Annotated in this window: 13 protein-coding genes and 3 pseudogenes; 9 read left to right on the plus strand and 7 right to left on the minus strand. The window is 58.7% G+C overall.

Features of this window, described 5'->3' with window-relative positions:
* The first annotated feature begins 227 nt into the window (after nucleotides 1-227).
* Nucleotides 228-1,358 (plus strand): cell division protein ZapE, encoded by a 1,131-nt coding sequence (gene zapE, locus ACZ3HH_RS28560; RefSeq protein WP_465809745.1) that lies wholly within the window; start codon nucleotides 228-230, stop codon nucleotides 1,356-1,358.
* A 212-nt stretch (nucleotides 1,359-1,570) separates the two neighbouring features.
* The gene (locus ACZ3HH_RS28565; RefSeq protein WP_465809747.1) at nucleotides 1,571-2,872 is read left to right on the plus strand and encodes a leucine-rich repeat-containing protein kinase family protein; all 1,302 of its coding nucleotides are present in this window, start codon (nucleotides 1,571-1,573) and stop codon (nucleotides 2,870-2,872) included.
* 155 nt (nucleotides 2,873-3,027) lie between these two features.
* On the opposite strand, the gene ACZ3HH_RS28570 is transcribed toward ACZ3HH_RS28565, so the two are convergent.
* The gene (locus tag ACZ3HH_RS28570) at nucleotides 3,028-3,732 is read right to left on the minus strand and encodes a YebC/PmpR family DNA-binding transcriptional regulator (RefSeq protein WP_052967776.1); all 705 of its coding nucleotides are present in this window, start codon (nucleotides 3,730-3,732) and stop codon (nucleotides 3,028-3,030) included.
* 231 nt (nucleotides 3,733-3,963) lie between these two features.
* On the opposite strand from ACZ3HH_RS28570, the gene ACZ3HH_RS28575 reads away from it, so the two are divergent.
* The gene (locus ACZ3HH_RS28575; protein ID WP_465809749.1) at nucleotides 3,964-5,388 is read left to right on the plus strand and encodes a type VI secretion system Vgr family protein; all 1,425 of its coding nucleotides are present in this window, start codon (nucleotides 3,964-3,966) and stop codon (nucleotides 5,386-5,388) included.
* Nucleotides 5,389-5,391: 3 nt separating this feature from the next.
* Here ACZ3HH_RS28575 and ACZ3HH_RS28580 read toward each other — a convergent pair.
* Nucleotides 5,392-5,499 (minus strand): annotated as a pseudogene (locus tag ACZ3HH_RS28580) (hypothetical protein); the annotation flags it as partial.
* Between the two features lie 162 nt (nucleotides 5,500-5,661).
* On the opposite strand from ACZ3HH_RS28580, the gene ACZ3HH_RS28585 reads away from it, so the two are divergent.
* On the plus strand, nucleotides 5,662-6,210 hold the full coding sequence (locus ACZ3HH_RS28585; protein WP_038982411.1) for a cytochrome b: 549 nt from the start codon (nucleotides 5,662-5,664) through the stop codon (nucleotides 6,208-6,210).
* Between the two features lie 186 nt (nucleotides 6,211-6,396).
* Here ACZ3HH_RS28585 and ACZ3HH_RS28590 read toward each other — a convergent pair whose 3' ends face one another.
* A complete protein-coding gene (locus ACZ3HH_RS28590; protein ID WP_465809751.1) occupies nucleotides 6,397-7,326 on the minus strand; it encodes a 1-aminocyclopropane-1-carboxylate deaminase/D-cysteine desulfhydrase in 930 nt (309 codons plus the stop codon).
* 189 nt (nucleotides 7,327-7,515) lie between these two features.
* Entirely contained in the window at nucleotides 7,516-9,555 is a 2,040-nt protein-coding gene (locus tag ACZ3HH_RS28595) for a 2,4-dienoyl-CoA reductase FMN-binding domain-containing protein (protein WP_465809753.1), read from the minus strand.
* 619 nt (nucleotides 9,556-10,174) lie between these two features.
* Here ACZ3HH_RS28595 and ACZ3HH_RS28600 point away from each other — a divergent pair.
* The 3 genes from ACZ3HH_RS28600 to ACZ3HH_RS28610 are packed head-to-tail and all read left to right on the plus strand — an operon-like array spanning nucleotide 10,175 to nucleotide 14,558.
* Nucleotides 10,175-11,878 carry a molecular chaperone HscC gene (locus ACZ3HH_RS28600; protein ID WP_465809755.1) on the plus strand — a complete coding sequence of 568 codons (1,704 nt, stop codon included), beginning with the start codon at nucleotides 10,175-10,177 and terminating at the stop codon, nucleotides 11,876-11,878.
* Nucleotides 11,875-13,557: a J domain-containing protein gene (locus ACZ3HH_RS28605; RefSeq protein ID WP_465809757.1), complete on the plus strand. Its 1,683-nt coding sequence runs from the start codon at nucleotides 11,875-11,877 to the stop codon at nucleotides 13,555-13,557. The genes ACZ3HH_RS28600 and ACZ3HH_RS28605 overlap by 4 nt, the downstream gene beginning before the upstream one ends.
* Nucleotides 13,554-14,558, plus strand: coding sequence for a DUF3829 domain-containing protein (locus ACZ3HH_RS28610; protein ID WP_465809759.1), 1,005 nt, complete (start codon nucleotides 13,554-13,556; stop codon nucleotides 14,556-14,558). The genes ACZ3HH_RS28605 and ACZ3HH_RS28610 overlap by 4 nt, the downstream gene beginning before the upstream one ends.
* Nucleotides 14,559-15,442: 884 nt before the next feature.
* Here ACZ3HH_RS28610 and ACZ3HH_RS28615 read toward each other — a convergent pair.
* Nucleotides 15,443-15,650 (minus strand): annotated as a pseudogene (locus ACZ3HH_RS28615) (hypothetical protein).
* A 210-nt stretch (nucleotides 15,651-15,860) separates the two neighbouring features.
* Between ACZ3HH_RS28615 and ACZ3HH_RS28620 the strand changes: the two are divergent.
* Nucleotides 15,861-16,697 carry a MinD/ParA family protein gene (locus ACZ3HH_RS28620; protein WP_465809761.1) on the plus strand — a complete coding sequence of 279 codons (837 nt, stop codon included), beginning with the start codon at nucleotides 15,861-15,863 and terminating at the stop codon, nucleotides 16,695-16,697.
* Between the two features lie 69 nt (nucleotides 16,698-16,766).
* On the opposite strand, the pseudogene ACZ3HH_RS28625 reads toward ACZ3HH_RS28620, so the two are convergent.
* Nucleotides 16,767-17,387: pseudogene (locus tag ACZ3HH_RS28625) on the minus strand (tyrosine-type recombinase/integrase).
* Nucleotides 17,388-17,610: 223 nt separating this feature from the next.
* Between ACZ3HH_RS28625 and ACZ3HH_RS28630 the strand changes: the two are divergent.
* The gene (locus tag ACZ3HH_RS28630; protein WP_465809763.1) at nucleotides 17,611-18,171 is read left to right on the plus strand and encodes an NADPH-dependent FMN reductase; all 561 of its coding nucleotides are present in this window, start codon (nucleotides 17,611-17,613) and stop codon (nucleotides 18,169-18,171) included.
* A gap of 385 nt (nucleotides 18,172-18,556) precedes the next feature.
* Here ACZ3HH_RS28630 and ACZ3HH_RS28635 read toward each other — a convergent pair whose 3' ends face one another.
* Entirely contained in the window at nucleotides 18,557-19,462 is a 906-nt protein-coding gene (locus tag ACZ3HH_RS28635; protein ID WP_465809765.1) for a LysR substrate-binding domain-containing protein, read from the minus strand.
* Nucleotides 19,463-19,511 lie beyond the last annotated feature (49 nt).

Consider the following 19,511-nt stretch of genomic DNA (forward strand, 5'->3'; position numbering starts at 1 on the left):
TGTGGCGAGGGAGCTTGCTCCCGTTGGGCTGCGAAGCGGCCCCAAAAAAGGAACTGCTGCGCAGTTCAACGGGAGCAAGCTCCCTCGCCACAGGCAATTTCCCTCGCCACAAAAGCTCCCTCACCAGAGTAGCTTCGTCGACACCAGTGGATGGAAAATTCCCCATCTGGTTACACTACGCCGCCGCAGCCTGGGAGCCGGCCTTAAGACTACGGGGTGACATCACAGTGGCCGTTCGACCGCCCAACCGTCCGCGACTCACACCACGCTGGCCCGCGCTACGCCGTTTGTTCGGCAAGGCATTTGCGGCGCCGGCCAGTGGCAGCGCACAGGGCCGGGTGATCCACGACTACTTCCACCACAAGGCCCATGCCCAGGGCTACACCCTCAGCCACAGCCAGCAGCGAGTGATCGATTGCATGGCACAGCACGCTTCGGCGCTGCTGGGCGCATCAGCCCCTACACTCCCCGGTCTTTACCTCTATGGTGCAGTCGGGCGCGGCAAGAGCTGGCTGCTCGACGGTTTTTTCCAGGGCATCCCCATCGTGGAAAAACAGCGCCTGCACTTCCATGAGTTTTTTGCGCAACTGCACCAAGGCATGTTCAGCCATCGCGATCAGCCCGATGCGCTGGCGGTCACCCTCGACGAACTGCTGCAAGACTGCAGGGTGCTGTGTTTCGATGAGTTCCACGTGCATGACATCGGCGATGCGATGCTCATCACGCGGCTGTTCAAGGCGCTGTTTCGCCGGGGGATTGTGCTGCTGGTGACCTCCAACTACCCCCCGGAATGTTTGCTGCCCAACCCGCTTTACCACGCCCGTTTCAAACCGGTGATCGACCTGATCAATACGCGCATGCAGGTGATGGAAGTCGGCGGCCCCCACGATTACCGCAGTCAGGCGCGCCCCCACGCACAGCAGCTGTTCACCCAAGGCCAGTACGTCTGGCCGGCCACGGCGGCGCAGCGTCAGGTGTTGCAACTGCTCGAACACGACGCACCGGTTATCCAACTGCCCGTCGGGACACGGCACCTGCAAGCCCGATACTGTGAAGGGCGAAGCGTCGGTTTCACCTTCGCCGACCTGTGCGAACACCCCACTGCGGTCATGGACTACCTCGAACTGTGCCGACGGTTCGACCGCTGGATCATCGACAAACTGCCCAGCCTCGCCGACTGTTCAATCGCCGCCCAACAGCGCTTCATCAACCTGATCGACGTCTTGTACGACCAGGACAAGCACCTGATTTTGCTCGGTCACCAGTCATTGCGCGAAAGCCTGGGTGGTGATGCTATCGACCTGGCGCGCACGCGCAGTCGGTTGGGGCAGTTGGTGGAGGTCAGGGGTCTGGCTTGACCGCAGGGTTTGTGGTGCAGCATCGGCCTCATCGCGAGCAGGCTCGCTCCCACATTGGATCTCCAGTGGCTACAAAATCCGCGACCATGGAGATCCGTGTGGGAGCGAGCCTGCTCGCGATGGCGGCCTGACAGATAACACAACTTTCCCGCTATCATGTCGCCCATTTCCAGGCCCCAACGCCCTCCTCCTGATCAATAGCGAACCTGCCCATGGATACCCTCGCACAACTGCGCGCCGGCCAACTGTCGGGCATCACCCGTCTGGATCTGTCTTGCGGCCTGACCGAGTTCCCCCGGGAAATCTTCGACCTGGCGGACTCGCTCGAAGTACTCAACCTCAGCGGCAACGCCTTGCGCAGCCTGCCGGACGACTTGCACCGCCTGACCCGTTTGCGCGTGCTGTTCTGCTCGGACAATCAGTTCACCGAACTGCCCGCTTGCCTTGGCCAGTGCACCGCGCTGACGATGATCGGCTTCAAGGCCAACGCCATCAAAAACGTACCGGGCGCAGCCCTGCCGCCGCTGTTGCGTTGGCTGATCCTGACCGACAACCTCCTCACGGATCTGCCGACCGAACTGGGTGAACGCCCGCATCTGCAAAAGCTCATGCTCGCCGGCAACCGGTTACAGCGTCTCCCCGAAAGCCTGAGCCATTGCCATCGACTCGAACTGATCCGCATCGCCGCCAATCAGCTCACCGAGCTTGCGGAGTGGCTGCTGACCCTGCCGAGCCTGACTTGGCTGGCGTACGCCGGTAACCCGCTGGAAACCGAAGCCGATGCCGCCGCCCTCGAAGCCACAGCGAGCATTCCCTGGTCCCAACTGAGCCTGGAGAAAAAACTCGGCGAAGGCGCGTCGGGGGTTATTCATCAGGCGTTGTGGGAGCAGACGAAACAGGTCGCGGTGAAACTCTACAAAGGTGAAATGACCAGCGACGGCTCGCCGCTGCACGAAATGAACGCCTGCATCACCGCAGGCATCCACCCCAACCTGATCCGGGTCGAGGGGCGAATCGTCGGCCATCCGCAGGCGCAGGCCGGGTTGGTGATGCAACTGATCGATCCGAGTTACCGCAACCTGGCCGGGTTGCCGAGCCTGGCGTCCTGTACCCGCGATGTCTACGCCGACGACACCCGGTTCAGCGCTGGCGTGGCACTGCGCATCGCCAGTGGCATTGCTTCAGTGGCCGAACATCTGCACCGCCAAGGCATCACTCACGGCGACCTCTATGGTCACAACATTCTGTGGAACGAGCACGGTGACTGTCTGTTGGGAGACTTTGGGGCCGCGTCTTTTCATGCCACTTCGGACAGCCTTGAAAGCCGCGCACTGCAGCGGATCGAGGTGCGGGCGTTCGGGGTGCTGCTGGGGGAATTGCTGGCGCGGATCGACTCGGGGCTGAGCGATGAAGGGCGTGAGGCGTTAGAGGCATTGCAACAGCGCTGCTGTCAGCCGGATGTGCTGGCGCGGCCGGGGTTCAGCGAGGTTGTGCGGGAATTGAATAGTTTCTGACCGCAAAGACAGAACCTGTGGCGAGGGGGCTTGCCCCCGTTGGGTTGCGAAGCGACCCCAAAAGCGACGGCTGCTGCGCAACCGAACGGGGGCAAGCCCCCTCGCCACAGGCAAGCTCCCCCGCCACAAGTCAGATCACAAACTGTCGGAACGGCTTAACCCGCCAACCCGACAAACATGTCCTGCACGTCATCATGGTTATCGAGGCCTTCGAGGAACGCTTCGACTTCCGCCATCTGCTCATCGCTCAGGCCGCTGACCGGGTTCTTCGGCTGGTAACCCAACTTGGCCGACAACACGGTGAAACCCTGCTCTGGCAGCGCTTTCTGTACCGCATCCAGGTCCGCAGGTTCGGTCAGGAACAGCGTCGCGCCGTCTTCACCCGGTTCGAAATCCTGGGCGCCGGCTTCGATCGCAGCCATTTCCGGATCGGCGTCAGGGCTGTCTGGGGACGCCTCGATCATGCCGACGTGGTTGAAGTCCCAGGCCACCGAACCGGAAGCGCCCAACTGGCCCTTACGGAACGCGACGCGGATTTCAGCAACGGTGCGGTTGATGTTGTCGGTCACGCATTCAACGATCAGCGGCACCTGGTGCGGTGCGAAGCCTTCATAGGTCACGCGATGGTATTGCACGGTTTCGCCCAACAGGCCCGCGCCTTTCTTGATCGCGCGATCCAGGGTTTCCTTGGGCATCGAGGCTTTCTTGGCCTGTTCGACCACCAGACGCAGGTGTGCGTTGGTGGCGGTATCGGCACCGTTGCGGGCAGCGATGGTGATTTCTTTCACCAGTTTGCCGAAGATCTTGCCCTTGGCGTTAGATGCCGCTTCTTTGTGTTTAACCTTCCACTGTGCGCCCATTACTCACTCTCTTGATCTGTGGCGCCGAGACATCTATTGGCCGACGCATGGCGCAAGTTTATACGGCCTAAAGATGCCAATCGACCAAAAAATCCAAGATATTCACCCCGTGACGAATCGACATCTTCACCAGTGTTTGTAGGGCGATTCTGAAAAGTCGATTTGCGGTGACGCTTCAGGGCTGTGGTTTCGTACCCTCTGCGCCCATCCTCCCTGGCAGAAGCGCGTTCGATGCACAACGACAAGGAAAGCCCCTTCACCCTGACACTCCTCGACGGCGATTTGAGTCTGCAGGTGTTGCAGTTCAGTGGCCGTGAAGGTCTCAACCAGCCCTATCGATTCGACATCGACGTGATCGGCCTCGCCCCGGCGATGCACCCCGACCAATGGCTGCAACAACCGGCGTTTTTGCGGTTGGCGGGGGACAACGGCATTCACGGCGTGATCCACAGCGTCCGCCGCGAGTATCGCGGCCCGCACCGGGTCGGCTACTCCCTGGTATTGACGCCCCATCTTCAACAACTTCACCTGCACAGCTCGCGTCGGGTGTTTCATCGTCTCAGCGTGCCCGCGATCGTGCGCCAGTTGCTGGAGGAGCATCAGCTGCCCGAGCACAGCTACCGCTTTGAACTGGCAAACGGGTGTTACCCGCCCCGACCTTTTTGCATTCAGTACGATGAGAGCGATCTGGCCTTCATGCAGCGGTTGTGTGAGGAAGAAGGCATCCACTATCACTTCGAACATCAGCATGACGGGCACCTGCTGGTGCTGGCCGATGACAGCCTGAGTTTCCCTCAAGAGCCGCTGCTGATGCCGTTCCATGACGACGCATTCAACGACTCCGCCTTGCCGGTGATCAGCGAACTGTTCCAGTGCCATGACCCGGACCTCGTCCCTGCGCGATGGGAGGTCAAAAACCGCGGCGCGCAGGTGATCGGCGACGGAGCGGCCAACCACCCGCCCACCAGAACGGGGCCGATGACGGCACGCCCCGCGCCCGAACAGCGGCATCTCGACCAGCTCAGCCGCCGACGGCTGGAACGCCTGCGTTGCCAGCAACGGCAGATCCACGGCCAAAGCAACCAGAGCGAACTGAGCAGCGGACGGATCCTGCAAGTGGCGCAGCACCCGCTCTCGAGTTTCAACGATCAGTGGCTGCTCACCGACATCCGGCACCAAGGACAGCAGCCGTCGATTCTCGCCGAGGACCAGCCCGGCAGTGCCCGGCGCTACAGCAATCAGTTCACTGCCATTCCCTGGTCAACGGTGTTCAGGCCGGCGCTCAAACAAGCCAGGCCGAGCATTCCGGGCTATCAGACCGCCCGAGTGCCGGGCCCCATCGGGCAACCGGCAGCGCTCGATGATCAGGGCCGGATACAGATCAGGCTATGGCCGACACCGGCGTTCGAGGCGGATGAATCCGCCGGTCTCTGGCTACCGGTCGCCCTCGCAACGCCGGACGGCCGGATCGATCCGTCCAGATTGCCCATGGCCGGCACCGAGGTGTTGGTCAGCTTTCTCGACAGCGACCCGGACCGGCCGGTTTTGTGTGCCGGCATGGGCCATCCCCAGCCTTCCCGCCCCGCTCCCGAGCCACGTCGCGATGGCCGTCTGTTGCTCGATTGGCTGGTCAACCGCTCGGATCTCGCCCCCTGAGCCTCATCCCTTGTCGGCCTTGCCCACCGCCGCGGCAAACTTCGCTAGCCGCACGTCGAGGTGCCGTGGCCGATGCCCGTGATCCTCGGCGCGCTCCTCACGAAAAAGCGCCAGTACCTTTAACGGAACTGGCGCTTTTTTGTGGCCGATTACTTGATTCAGAGCATTGAACAGCCCATTGATCTGAGGCAAATCCCCCAAACAGGATTACAGTTAACCCACGCCGTCGAACAAGAACGGTGACTTCAGACCAGACCTGTGAGGAAACACTGTATGCCCTGGAAGAATTCCGAATCACGCTACAGCACCGTATCGATCGCGCTGCACTGGTTGATGCTGGTTCTGCTAATAGTGGTTTATGCCTGCATCGAATTGCGCGGGATATTCCCCAAAGGCAGTGGCGGCCGGACGCTGATCAAGGAAGCGCACTTCATGCTCGGCTTGACCGTGTTCGTGCTGGTCTGGCTGCGGCTGTTCGCTCGCAGCCTGGGGCCGGCGCCGCAAATCTTCCCCGCCTCGCCTCGTTGGCAAACCCTGCTCGCCAAACTGATGCATTGGGCGCTGTATATTTTCATGATCACCATGCCGATTCTGGGCTGGCTGATTACTAGCGCCGAGGGGCATCAGGTGATGTTCTATGGCATCGATCTGCCGTTGCTGATCGAAGAAAACAAACCGCTGGCCAAGCAGCTTGAGGGCTGGCATGTGCTCGGCGGGACAATCGGCTATTGGCTGATCGGCCTGCACGCCGTGGCTGGGCTTTATCACCATTATGTGGTGCGCGATAACACCTTGCTGCGGATGATGCCCAAGCGCGGTTGAGCTCGGCTACCGAAACCACTGATCCCTGTGGTAAGGGGCTCGTCCTGATGCTGGTAAGTCAAGACGCAGAACCTGTGGGAGCGTGGCTTGCCCGCGAAGAACGATGACGCGTAATACCCTGAAAAACCGCGGTGCATTTTTCGCGGGCAAGCCACGCTCCCACAGGATTTTCGTCGCTCAAATTTCTTACCCTTCTCTCCGTGAACTGAAACCCCGGCGGCCCTGCAAGCCGCCGGTGTGGATGAAGATCAGCCGCGTGCCCCGGGTAAATTTACCCGCCTCGGCTTGTTGTTTGAGCGCAAGCAGCGCTTTGCCGGTGTACAACGGTTCGAGGGGAATGCCGCTGGCCTGTTCGGCCTGCTCGATGAACGCAAGCAACGGCGGATCGACTTTGGCAAAACCGCCACGGCTGGCGTCCAGCAGTTCATACACGGGATCGATCAGACCGGCTTCCTGCACAATCATCTCAACCTGCTGCGCCACGCCATGATCGTCAGGCACCGCCAGCGCGCCATACACCGGATGCTCACCCGCCTCGGCCAGAACCAGACCGGCCAGGGTCGTGCCCGTTCCGCAAGCCAGCCACCAACCGTCGTAGTGGCTCCAGCCCAGACCGCTCAGTTGCTCGCACGCCAGAGTCATCAATTGCCCGCAGCCCTTCGCCCCAAGCAAGCCGCCACCACCTTCCGGTACTGGATGTAGCGCAGGGTATTGCTCCCGCCATGGCTGCCAGAAACCCGGTTCGTGTCGCGCTCGATAACCGCCATAACCCAACCAATGCAAGTGCATGCCGAACGCTTGCAAGTCCTTCACCGTCGGGGTGTCTTGCGGATGCCCGCGCAGCAGGCCGACCGTGGTGAAACCGAAACGTTTGCCCGCTGCGGCCAATGCATGGAGATGGTTGGAATGAGCACCGCCCAGGCTGATGATGCCTTGGGCGCCGGTCTGGTCGGCGGCTTTCAGGTGTTCGATGAGTTTGAACCATTTGTTGCCGCTGATCAGTGGGTCGATCTGGTCCAGACGCAGGATTGCTACTTCGATGCCGGCGGTGGTGAGCCAGTCGAGATGAAGGGGTTCGAGGGGGGCTTGGGGTAGCCAGTTTGGTGGGGAAAGCATTGATGCCGGCTCGGGATAAAGAGCCGATATGTTAACAGCAGACTTGTGGCGAGGGAGCTTGCTCCCGCTTGGCTGCACAGCAGCCACAGAATCAGCGACGTTGATTAACCTGACACTACATCATCGCTGATAGAGGGAGTCCTTCGGCCTCCAGCGGGAGCAAGCTCCCTCGCCACAGAGTTATGCGGATTACAACTCAGCCGCCAACCGCGAACCCTGATTGATCGCGCGCTTGGCATCCAGCTCTGCCGCCACGTCCGCGCCGCCAATCAAGTGCACGTTCTGCCCGGCAGCGACCAGACCTTCCTGCAACTCACGCAACGGATCCTGTCCGGCGCAGATCACGATGTTGTCCACCGGCAGCACCTGCGGTTCGCCGCTTTCACCGATACGGATGTGCAGGCCTTCGTCGTCGATCTTCAGGTATTCGACACTGTTGAGCATCTGCACCTGCTTGTTCTTCAGACCGGTGCGGTGAATCCAGCCGGTGGTCTTGCCCAGGCCATCGCCGACCTTGGATGTCTTGCGTTGCAGCAGGAACACTTCACGGGCTGGTGCATGCGGTTCAGCCTTGATCCCAGCAACGCCACCGCGCGCTTCGAGGTGTGTATCGATGCCCCACTCCTTCCAGAACGCTTCGCGGTCCTGACTGGTGGCCACACCCTCGTGAACGAGGAATTCCGACACGTCGAAACCGATACCGCCGGCGCCGATCACCGCGACGCGCTTGCCCACCGGTTTGCGCTCCAGGATCACGTCCAGGTAGCTCAGCACCTTGGCGTGCTCGACGCCCGGAATCGCCGGCACCCGTGGCGCGATGCCGGTCGCCAGGATGATCTCGTCGTAACCGCCCTCGACCAGCTGCGCCACATCCACACGGGTGTTCAGGCACAGCTCGACGTTGGTGGTCTGCAACTTGCGGTTGAAGTAGCGCAGGGTTTCGAAGAACTCTTCCTTGCCCGGCACGCGCTTGGCGATGTTGAACTGGCCGCCGATTTCGCTGGCCGAATCGAACAGGGTCACCTGATGGCCACGTTCAGCAGCCACGGTCGCGGCGGACAGACCGGCAGGGCCGGCACCGACCACGGCGATTTTTTTGATCTGCTGCACCGGCAGGTAATTGAGTTCGGTTTCGTGGCAGGCTCGCGGGTTCACCAGGCAGCTGGTCAACTTGCCGCCAAAGGTGTGATCCAGGCACGCCTGGTTGCAACCGATGCAGGTGTTGATTTCATCGCCACGACCGGCCGCAGCCTTGTTGACGAAATCCGGGTCGGCGAGGAACGGGCGCGCCATGGACACCATGTCGGCATCGCCTTCGGCCAGAATCTGCTCGGCGACTTCCGGGGTATTGATGCGGTTAGTGGTGATCAGCGGAATTCCTACCTCCCCACGCAGCTTGGCCGTGACCTTGCTGAACGCCGCACGAGGCACCTTGGTGGCGATGGTCGGAATCCGTGCTTCGTGCCAGCCGATGCCGGTGTTGATAATCGTCGCACCCGCCTGCTCGATGGCCTTGGCCAATTGCACGATTTCTTCCCAACTGCTGCCGCCTTCCACCAGGTCGAGCATCGACAGGCGGAAGATAATGATGAAGTTCGGGCCGACCGCTTCGCGCACCCGGCGAACGATTTCCACCGGCAGGCGCATGCGGTTTTCGTAAGCGCCGCCCCAGCGGTCAGTGCGATGGTTGGTGTGGGCAGCGAGGAATTGGTTAATGAAATAACCTTCGGAGCCCATGATCTCGACGCCGTCGTACTCGGCTTTTTGCGCCAGGGTCGAGCAAGTGATGAAATCGCTGATCTGCTTCTCGATGCCTTCCTCGTCCAGCTCTTTAGGCTTGAACGGGTTGATCGGCGCCTGGATCGCGCTCGGTGCCACTTGTTTCGGGCTATAGGCATAACGACCGGCATGAAGAATCTGCATGCAGATCTTGCCGCCCGCCTCGTGCACCGCTCGGGTGACGATCAGGTGCTTGAGCGCTTCTTCCTCGGTGGTCAGTTTGGCCGCGCCGGAGTAAACCCCGCCCTCATCGTTCGGGCCAATACCGCCGGTGACCATCAGGCCAACGCCGCCACGGGCACGCTCGGCGAAATACGCAGCCATGCGCTCGAAACCGCCGGGCTTTTCCTCGAGGCCCGTGTGCATCGAGCCCATCAGGGTGCGGTTGCGCAACGTGGTAAAACCCAGGTCCAGCGGGGCCAACAGGTGCGGGTAATGAGCGGCGGCCATCGGTAACTCCACAACGAGCGATCACGGAAAAAATGCAGGAGCTCTTCGGCCCCGTCAGTCATGTTCGACAGACTAAGAGTCGCACTGCTGTCACTCAATGACCGTAACTGACAACTTATTGATCCAAATGTGCAGCGCCCCTTGGCAAGCGCGGGCATGGGCCCTACCCTAGTCGCGAACCCTGCCATGAGTTTTCACTTCGATTGGAATTCTTTTCATTAAGAATGGAATCAGCCAGCTATCGTGCAGGAACGTTAGCGGTCTGCATGAGTGCCGTGCATGAATTGGTGCAACCTTCCTGACGCGAAAGCTGGCCGGGGTGAGCGCGGAGATGAGCTTGAATGTGCTCGCCTACAACTTGAAACGGGTCATGAAAATCATCGGTACCCATCACGCGCCCAGCACACCGTTCTGAGCTCAAAAAAGCCATGACCGCTGACGATCTCGCAAGTACGCAAATACTGAACATCGAGCGTCTGAATATACAAATCAACCTGGCCGGTGGAAACGCCCAAGTCGATAGCTCATCACTGGGAATCGACCTCGATCGGTTGCCTTGATCCTGTGACATTCCGGTATTCTTGTTCCCTGACTTTTCCTACATGGAGTTGCGCGCACGATGTTCGTCGGTATTGACTTGGGCACCACCAACAGCTTGATCGCCGTGTGGCGCGATGGCGAGTCGCACTTGGTCAGCAATGCCCTGGATCAACTCCTGACCCCCAGTGTCGTGGGGCTAGATGACAAAGGCCGGATTCTGGTAGGCCAGGCAGCCAAGGAGCGCTTGCAAACCCATCCCAAACAAACCGCCTCGCTGTTCAAGCGCCACATGGGCAGCGCCCAGGAAGTGCGCCTAGGGGAAAAGCTGTTCCGTCCAGAGGAACTCTCAGCGTTGGTGTTGCGCAGCCTCAAGGAAGACGTCGAACGTCGCTATGGTGAAGCCGTCACCGAGGCCGTGATCAGTGTGCCGGCGTACTTTAGCGATGCCCAGCGCAAAGCCACGAAAATTGCCGGTGAGCTGGCCGGTCTCAAGGTTGAGCGGTTGATCAATGAGCCCACGGCAGCCGCGCTGGCCTACGGCTTACACCAGCGCGATAGCGCAAGTTCATTCCTGGTCTTCGACTTGGGCGGCGGTACCTTCGACGTGTCGATTCTGGAGTTGTTTGACGGTGTAATGGAAGTGCGCGCCAGTGCCGGCGATAACTTCCTCGGGGGAGAAGACTTTGACACGTTGCTGGTCCAAACTTTTTTATCTGGCCAGGCCAGCGCTGCGAGCATGCCCAAGCTCGACACCCCCAACATCGCCTATCACCTGCGCCGCGAAGCCGAGCGGGTGCGTCACGCCCTGGGCAACCAGGAAACTGCGGTTTTCAGCCTGCGCCATGGTACACAAGAATGGTCCCAGACCTTCACCCAGACGCAATTGGCCGAGCTTTATATACCTTTGCTGACCCGCTTGCGCACACCAATTGAAACTGCCTTGCGCGATGCGCGTATTCGCCCTTCGGAGCTCGATGAAGTGCTGTTGGTGGGCGGCACCACGCGCATGCCAATGATCCGCCGAATGGTTGCCGGACTGTTCGGACGTTTTCCTTCGATCCAGCTCGACCCCGATCAGTCGATTGCACTTGGGGCTGCGGTACAGGCTGCACTCAAGGCACGGGATGCGGCACTGGAAGAAGTGGTGTTGACCGATGTTTGCCCCTACACCTTAGGGATCGAAACCGCCAACAACTTCGGCAACGGGATCGAGACCGGGCACTTCTTACCGATTATCGAGCGCAACACTGTGGTGCCGGTGAGCAAGGTCAAATCGGTGTCGACCTTGCATGACCGGCAAAAGCAGGTGCAGTTGAAGGTCTATCAAGGTGAAAGCCGCTGGGTCAAAGACAACGTGTTCCTCGGTGAAATGGAAATTGACGTGCCTCCCGCACCGGCCGGGCACATCGGGCTGGACGTGCGCTTTACCTACGACAACAACGGTTTGCTGGAGGCTCAGGTACACATTCCGTCAACCGGAGAGACCCGCAACCTGGTCATCGAAAATAACCCTGGCGTGCTTGAACCCGAACAAATCCAGGCTCGCTTAGCTGAGTTGGCCGACCTGAAAATCCACCCTCGGGAGCAGCAGGTCAACAGTTTGCTGATCGCAAGGCTTGAGCGTTTGTACCAGGAGAGCCTGGGCGATCTACGCCAACAACTGGACCAGATGGCCAGCCACTTCCAGCACATTCTGGAAAGCCAGGATGAGCGCCAGATCCGTGAAAGTCGCGTGCTAATGACTCGTCATCTGGATGAATTAGAGCAGGGTCTCTGGCGATGAGTTGCTGGGAGTTTCTCGGGCTCTCGCCAGCTAGCGATATCCGTACGATCAAGCGTCAATACGCGTCGATGCTCAAGCAGCATCGCCCCGACGAGGACCCCGAAGGCTTCCAGCGTTTGCGCGAAGCCTTCGAACAAGCGCTGGACTGGCGCGTTGATGAGGTGTTCACCGTCATCGAAGCGCCTGAAGCGGCGTCCGTGGAAACACTGCAACCTTTCGAGTTACCGCAAGCCGCAACCTGCCCTAGTATCGGCCAGCAGTTGGCCGCGCAGCTTTTGGAAAACGCCAGCGTCGATGGCTTGGCTGATCGCTACCAACAGGCCAAAAGCTGTTACTGCGCAGATGAGTTTGAAATCCATCTGTTGAGCCTGTGCCTGGACGATAATGCGCAGGCAATAGAACTGAGCCAATGGGGGTTGAAACACTTTCACTGGCTTAGCCTGTGGATGCGCGACGAACACCCCGCCCTGCCCGCCCAGGCTCTCGAGCAGTTGCTGGCTCGGGTATTCATGAACACTGAAGCCACCCTGGAGCGACTCCTGGATAAAGGTGAAGCCCAGGCTTTTACCACTACCTTCCTTGTCCTGAGCAAAGCCGAATGGCTTAGGCCGCTGGAGCGCCAGGACTGGTTCAATGACATGCTCGCGCGCACCTTGCTCTCGAGCTGGTTCTGGTCCGATGAATTGTTCGAAACCGTCTGCGACCAGTTGGGCTGGAAAAGCACCGGCTCCCATAACCGCTGCCCTTACCCCGAGTGGGAGCAGTTGCTGGAACGTAGCCATCGCCACGGGTTCATCATCGAGCAACGGCGGCTGGCCAAGCTTGACCTGCGCAACCCGCAATGCCGCGCCGCCAAAATGCTGTTCGCGCCGCTGACGCCCGAGCAGCGACAGCTTCTGGCCCGGCGCTTCATGGAAGCCGACTGGAACGCCTGCCACTTTCTGAGCGAACGCATCCTCAGCCAATATCCGCAGCTGTGCCGCGAAATGCCAGACGGCGATCCCTATTTCTGGCGTGCCCTGGAAGGCACCGGCAGTACCTGGCCGATGTATGCCGCGTTGGTCGGCATGGGCATCGGACGAATGGTCGGTGAGCAATTGACCGGCATCCACACCATGGCATCAAGCCTGGGCGCGGCGCTTTTTTGGATGGCAATGATGGCCATTCCCACGGTCGTGTTCCTGTGGTTATGGCTGCCGGTGGCGGATCGTTATTGGCGCCTGGATGATCGCTTGAGCCAACGTCTTTCGCCGTGGCTGAGTTTTCGACGCCCCGCGCCCATGTTATTACGGCAAATCCTGCCGTGCTGGGTGATGGGGCTGTTGGTCTGGGCGGCGTGCGGCACTTACGGGGTGCTCGGTTATGGTGTGATGCTACTGACGCTCGGCGAGCTGAGCCGGCTGCCAGGCAAAGCCCTGTTCAAGTCCCTGACCAACAAGATTCGTCTGCCAAGCAAACCTTCAGTCATGCTCTCCAGCATCCTGATGGGCGTGGTCATACTGGCGGTAACCGGCGTGCTGTTTTACGGCAATAGCCAGTTGGTCAACCGGGACCAGGGCCTGCAACCCTTTGCCATACGCCCCTGTGCAGGTTTGCGCGAAAGTGCCGAAGGTTGCCAGATCCCCATAACCCAAGCGCAGTGGTACGGCCACACCGGCAACGGACAAAACACCCCATGAACCGCCAAACCCTGATCACACTGTGCCTGTGCATTCCCTTGGCGGTATGCGTCCTCGGCCTGCTCACTAATATCAATTTGCTATCCACCTTCAACGGGTGGCTGCATCGCCCGGGCGCAGAGCAGCAAGCCCACGCCTCGGCGTTGCGCCCGCTGATCGACTGCATTAACCGCGTCGACAGCCCTTGGCGTCTGGCCTATCTCAACTACCGCACCCGCAGCCCGGAAGCCAATGACACCAGCAAAGAGTTTATTGATCGCTTCCCCGAACTCTATCAACGGCGCAAAGGCCCCCAACTCAGCACCCTGGACAACGAAACCCGGCGCTCCGACCGCTGCCTTTTGACCAGCTCACAGCAAGCCGATCTGCGCGAAGCTAATCCGCGCCTGGCCGACCTGCACGAACGCTATGTGCGGGCATTGCTTGAAGTGAACTCCGCCACCCAACTGTTCGACTTCTACCCGGCTTGGGATGCTCGCTCGTCGACTGCTGCGGAGCGGGCCGAGCGTGACGCCAAGTTCGTACCCGTAGTGGAAGGCTTCCTGGCCATCTCATCACAGATGCGCCAGGAAGTGGATGATGCCGATCGTCGTAACCGCTCGCTACAGCTTCAACAGCTGAGGGATCGAGGCAAGCTGAATGCGGCCTTTGTGCCTGACCTGATCCTGAAAAGTCGGGACGCCATGACCCAGCTCAGCGATGGGGTTGCCGCGCAAACCCTGAACCCTCAAACGCTGGCGCAGATCACCAAGGCGCTGAAGTCGGCCTGGGGCAAGGGCGAGAACACCGTTGGCGCGAACTATGTCAGTCAAGACATCCAACAGTTGTGGAAACAGGTCAAACAACCCGCCGACGACTATCTGCAAGCGTTGGACGTGCTCAATGAACACTGGGCAAGCAATGCCCCACCCCAGCAATTAAGCGATGATTTTGGCCGCGCTCAACAACGTTATGATCTGTTGATTGATGGCTACAACCGAGCAATAGGGCAAACCTACTAACCCTCACACGATTAATTGTGGAGCCAACTGCGCAAGGGCGCGTGCTTTCTTTGGAGCTGGCTTGCCGGTGAGCCCGGCGCCTCGGTGTTCAGACAGAGCGCATCTCCAAAGTGAGTCGCCCCCACGTTTGTAGACACGATTCAAAGACCGCTTTTGGCCCAAGTGTGTAAAAACGCTTAGTCAAAATTGAAGTCTGCGCTTCTATGTGAAATCTGAAGTTTATCGGGGGGCTGGTTGGCAGATCTGGATTTTACGTAGATGCGCGATTGTCAGCCCTGATTTTTCACCAATCTCGCTGAAAAACGTTTTTGCACACTCTGGGCCGATTGCTGCCTGTCGCGAAGGGCTGCAACCGACCCAGGCTGTGTAAAAACGTTTTATAGCAAGTTTGACGGTCAGAATCGGAACGAAAGTCGCGCTCCTACGCAAATTTCAGGTCTGCTGACTTACCAAGCGTTGGCAAATTTTACGTACCCGCTGGATCTTTCGTTTCTCTAAGTTGCTTTACACATGCTCCGGGGAGGTCTTCGCCTGTGGCGGAGTCCGTCCCCGGTTGTGACAAGTCAAGCGCCCGTCGGGTATGGGTCAACGCCTGTTTACCCTAGGGCTGCGGGTCGGCATCGCGGTACGGATACCACCCTTTGGGCTCCAAGCAGACTGGCGAAGTCGTGTGCCGCTGCACGCGCACCGCGCTCACGCTCAGGAGGATCGCTTGATGCGCTGTATCTGTTAGTTCCTCACACGTAACCGGCAGCTTTTTGGCCGATTTCTGCCTGTCATGAGGGGCAGAAAACGTAGGAATGGGATTTTTGTTTCGATTCAAACCCTCAAGCCCGCTCTAAAACGGTTTTACACAGCCCCGGCCGATTGCTGCCCGCGAGCGATCACTCTGGGGTCATGAGCATCGCGAGCGTCATCTTGATGAATTCTTCATTTTTGTCGATCGTTTGCAGCGTGCTGCGCACATTTCCAACAACCTCGGTCGCGTCGCGCTGCTCGACCCAAAGCGGGGCTCTATAATGGCAGCCTCCAGGGCGAGTTGATTTTCGTTGATCTTGAATAGCAGGAAGGGAGTAGGTCTGAATCCGGCATAGGCGGTACCTTGGCGGATAAAGGCATCGTTGCAGTGGCAGTGGCAGTGGCAGTTCTGGTTCGCGTGATTGCAATGTAGTGGGTTGCAGCGTTTCTGGTGATCCGGTTATACAGCCAGGGACCATTAGTCTAACTTTTCAGCTACCATTGCGTATCTAGGAATAGCTAGCGACTACTCGCACCTGTTGCACATGGAAGGGAATCAATAACATGGATGGTGTGCGTTCTGTACAAGTTATCGCTGTGACTGGTGGAAAGGGCGGCGTCGGCAAGACGACTGTGGCAGTGAATCTTTCATTGGCGCTGGCGAAACTTGGAAGGCGAGTCGTATTGCTTGATGGCGATCTTGGCTTGGCGAATATCGATGTTCTGTTGGGGCTCTCCCGGCAGTACACGCTTGCCGATTTAATCGAAGGTCGCTGTGAGCTATCCGATGTACTTGTGCGCGGTCCGGGTGGGGTGCGGATCGTCCCCGCGGCTTCAGGCCTCCAGAGCATGGTGCATTTGTCTCCGGCTCAGCACGCCGGCCTGATCCAGGCATTCAGTGAAATCGGTGACAGTCTCGATGTGCTGGTGATTGACACAGCTGCAGGCATCGGCGCGTCGGTGGTCAGTCTCGTCCGGGCGGCCCACGAAGTCCTGCTGGTGGTCTGCGATGAACCAACCTCGATCACCGATGCCTATGTACTGATCAAACTGCTTAATCGTGATTACGGAATGGACCGTTTCCGGGTGCTGGTCAATATGGCGCAGAGCCCGCAGGAAGGTCGCGCCCTGTTCGCTAAATTGACCAAGATCACCGATCACTTCCTCGACGTATCCCTGCAGTATGTGGGAGCGGTTCCGTACGATGAATGTGCGCGTAGGGCAGTGCAGAAGCAGCGAGCAGTCTACGAACACTTTCCGCGTTCCAAGTGCGCCCAAGCATTTCAGGGTATCGCTTTAAAGGTCGACACTTGGCCTTTGCTGACTGTCCCCAGAGGGCATATGGAGTTCTTCGTTGAGCGACTCGTCCGAGAAAATGATATTTCTCTCCAGGCCGTATGAGTGGTGTGATTGGGGCGACCGCTTATGGCCGGACATCGACGATCTAAAATAGACCGTCGCGGTGGGTGGTCAGACTTCCGTCTGTTCCGCCATTTCCAGGGCATCATCGACCTCAATTCCCAGGTATCTGACGGTGCTTTCAAGCTTCGTATGACCAAGCAGGAGCTGGACAGCTCTCAGGTTCTTCGTCCTGCGATAGATCAGCGATGCCTTGGTTCGCCGTAGTGTGTGAGTACCGTACATGGTTGGGTCAAGGCCAATGACGGTCACCCACGCTTTGACTATTCGAGCGTATTGTCTGGTGGAGAGATGGTCTGAGTCGTGCAACCGGGTCGGAAACAAGAAGTCCTCGCTGCGGAGGTGGGCTTGATGCATCCAAGCCTCCAGAACCGTTCGGGTTTGCTCAGTGATTTCAAATTGCACTGGGCGCTAAGTTTTCTGCTGCATCACGATGGCCCGTGACGATACATGTTCCCCATGGGCTATGTCTCGGACTCGCAACTTGGTTAAGTCACAGGCACGCAGTTTGCTGTCGATGGCGAAGTTGAAGAGCGCCAAATCTCGTGTCTTCTCCGCGAGCTGAAGTCTTACCCGGATGGCCCAGATATCTCTGACTCGGAGGGGGGCTTTCTGCCCAACAAGCTTTCCCTTGTTCCAAGACTGATAGCTGTATGTAGCAATAGTGTTCATAGCTTGTCCTCCACGTTGAGGGAGAACAAGGGTGGATCAGTCACAGAGCGTGGTGGTCGCTATCCGACCCGTTGCTGACTGTCGCATCGTTACAGCGAATGTCGCCTTAGGATCCGCGGAGCAGCCGCATCTCCTGGATATCAGTCACGGCGCAAATGGCAGAGGGCCGGATATCTGCCAGGCATGGGATACTACGCACCCGATCGATCACGGTTCAATCAAGATGCTTCGTCTTCTTTCCCTGTCTGGCAGCCTACGCACTGCGTCGTCAAATACGCACACACTTATCGCGGCGGGCCTGTTGGTGCCGCCAGGCGTTGTAGTCGAACATTACGATGAGATTGGCGAACTGCCCCACTTTAATCCGGACCTCGAAGTCAACCTTCCCCAGAGCATCGTTGATTTACGCACTCGAGTGGGTCAGGCAGACGGCCTCCTGATTTCTTGCCCGGAATACGCTCGCGGGATACCAGGGTCCTTCAAGAACATGCTGGATTGGCTGGTAGGAAGCCTGGATTTTCCCGGAAAGCCAGTCGCACTTTTCAACACCTCGCCTAGAGCATCTGCTGCCCAAGCCGCTTTGAAGCTGGTCTTGGAAACGATGTCCGCAACGCTCGTCCATGATGCTTGCGTCACTCTACAATTGCTGGGCAAGCAGACCGATCCAGTCGCCATAGCGAATGATCCCGTTAGCGGCGAAACCCTGCGGCAAGCGCTTCAGGCAATCGTCGAGCATCTCCATGTCGTGGCGGCACCATCTCAAATCCTAGGGGCGGAGCAATGATGCACCACTTCATTTGTCACCTTTGATCGACGTCTTTGCATTTGCCATACCTACGAACGTCGCGACGGGTAGCTACCGGCCCAGGCTGTGTGAAAACCCATGCACCGTTTTGTAGTCTGCGTTGCTACGTAAAAGCTGTTGGCGTTTGGTTAGTTACCAGACCTGAATTTTACGTAGGAACGTGATTTTCGCTCCGATTCTGACTGGTAGATTTGCTCTAAAACGTTTTTACACACTCTGGACCAGAAGCAGACATTCGAATGAGTCTAGAAAATTAGGGGCAATTCAGACTTCGGCGGCTCACTAAACCGTCATAATTGATCTCGATCAGAAACATGGGACTTCATGCGCCACCCCGCTATTGCAGTGTATGAATAGCCCCGGCTCAGGCTTGGGTGTTGTCCAGGATGAACTTGATCAGCGCCCGGGATACGGCTGACAATTGCCGGTGAGGCGGGTAAATAATCGAGAATGGCCGACTGCGCCCACTCAATTGCGCAAGTATTTCCACCAATTGCCCGCGCTGAATTTTGTCCCGGACGATGAAATCATAGGTCTGGCAGATGCCCAAACCGCTTTCCGCCAGCGAAACGATCCCCAGGACATCATCCGAAACCTCCACATTGGCTTGCGGTAGCCATTCGATATTTTTCCCGTCAAGACAGAACAACCACGATCCGACCTTGCCGCTGCTGGGCATGATGAATGGCAGACAAACGTGCTCGCCTAACATCTCAAGCGTCGTAGGGATGCCGGCGCGAGCCAGGTATTGAGGAGACGCGACGAGGCAAAGCCGCGCATCTTCCAGTTTGCGGCCCACCAGACCACTGTCCGGCAACTGCCCCAGACGAATCGCCAGATCGTAGCCTTCGGCGACCAGGTCGACATTGCGGTTGGTGATGCTCAGTTCCACCCGCACAGCCGGGTATTGCCGGGCAAACTCACTGAGCAGCGGTGGCAGACGATGATGCCCGTAAGTCGTTGGGACGCTCATCCGAACGCGCCCGCTCAACTCGCCTTCCTGGCCGCAAATATTGCGCTCCGCTTCTTCAATCTGTGAAAAGGCCAAACGGGTTTGTTCCAGGTACAACTTGCCGGCGTCTGTCAGGCTGAGCCTTCGGGTAGTACGTCGCAACAATTGCACGCCAAGGCGCGACTCGAGCCTCGTCAACGCCCGGCTGAGCACCGAAGGCGTGGTCGCCAGGGCGATGGCAGCAGCACTGACAGTGCCCTGCTCCACCACGCGAATAAAGGCTTCCACATCCCCAAGATGGTCAAATCTACGCGACATTATTGCCTCCCGAGTCCAAATGAATTCCATTTTGGATAGTTTATCGCCG

Source organism: Pseudomonas sp. PME37.24/025 (assembly GCF_055556615.1).

Bases quoted from the DNA above. Each gene is read 5' to 3' on its own strand.
- ACZ3HH_RS28600 (WP_465809755.1), top strand. From the start codon at position 10,175: ATGTTCGTCGGTATTGACTTGGGCACCACCAACAGCTTGATCGCCGTG.
- ACZ3HH_RS28620 (WP_465809761.1), top strand. From the start codon at position 15,861: ATGGATGGTGTGCGTTCTGTACAAGTTATCGCTGTGACTGGTGGAAAG.
- ACZ3HH_RS28565 (WP_465809747.1), top strand. From the start codon at position 1,571: ATGGATACCCTCGCACAACTGCGCGCCGGCCAACTGTCGGGCATCACC.
- ACZ3HH_RS28585 (WP_038982411.1), top strand. From the start codon at position 5,662: ATGCCCTGGAAGAATTCCGAATCACGCTACAGCACCGTATCGATCGCG.
- ACZ3HH_RS28610 (WP_465809759.1), top strand. From the start codon at position 13,554: ATGAACCGCCAAACCCTGATCACACTGTGCCTGTGCATTCCCTTGGCG.
- ACZ3HH_RS28635 (WP_465809765.1), bottom strand. From the start codon at position 19,462: ATGTCGCGTAGATTTGACCATCTTGGGGATGTGGAAGCCTTTATTCGC.
- ACZ3HH_RS28595 (WP_465809753.1), bottom strand. From the start codon at position 9,555: ATGGCCGCCGCTCATTACCCGCACCTGTTGGCCCCGCTGGACCTGGGT.
- ACZ3HH_RS28570 (WP_052967776.1), bottom strand. From the start codon at position 3,732: ATGGGCGCACAGTGGAAGGTTAAACACAAAGAAGCGGCATCTAACGCC.
- ACZ3HH_RS28605 (WP_465809757.1), top strand. From the start codon at position 11,875: ATGAGTTGCTGGGAGTTTCTCGGGCTCTCGCCAGCTAGCGATATCCGT.
- ACZ3HH_RS28590 (WP_465809751.1), bottom strand. From the start codon at position 7,326: ATGCTTTCCCCACCAAACTGGCTACCCCAAGCCCCCCTCGAACCCCTT.
- ACZ3HH_RS28575 (WP_465809749.1), top strand. From the start codon at position 3,964: ATGCACAACGACAAGGAAAGCCCCTTCACCCTGACACTCCTCGACGGC.
- ACZ3HH_RS28630 (WP_465809763.1), top strand. From the start codon at position 17,611: ATGCTTCGTCTTCTTTCCCTGTCTGGCAGCCTACGCACTGCGTCGTCA.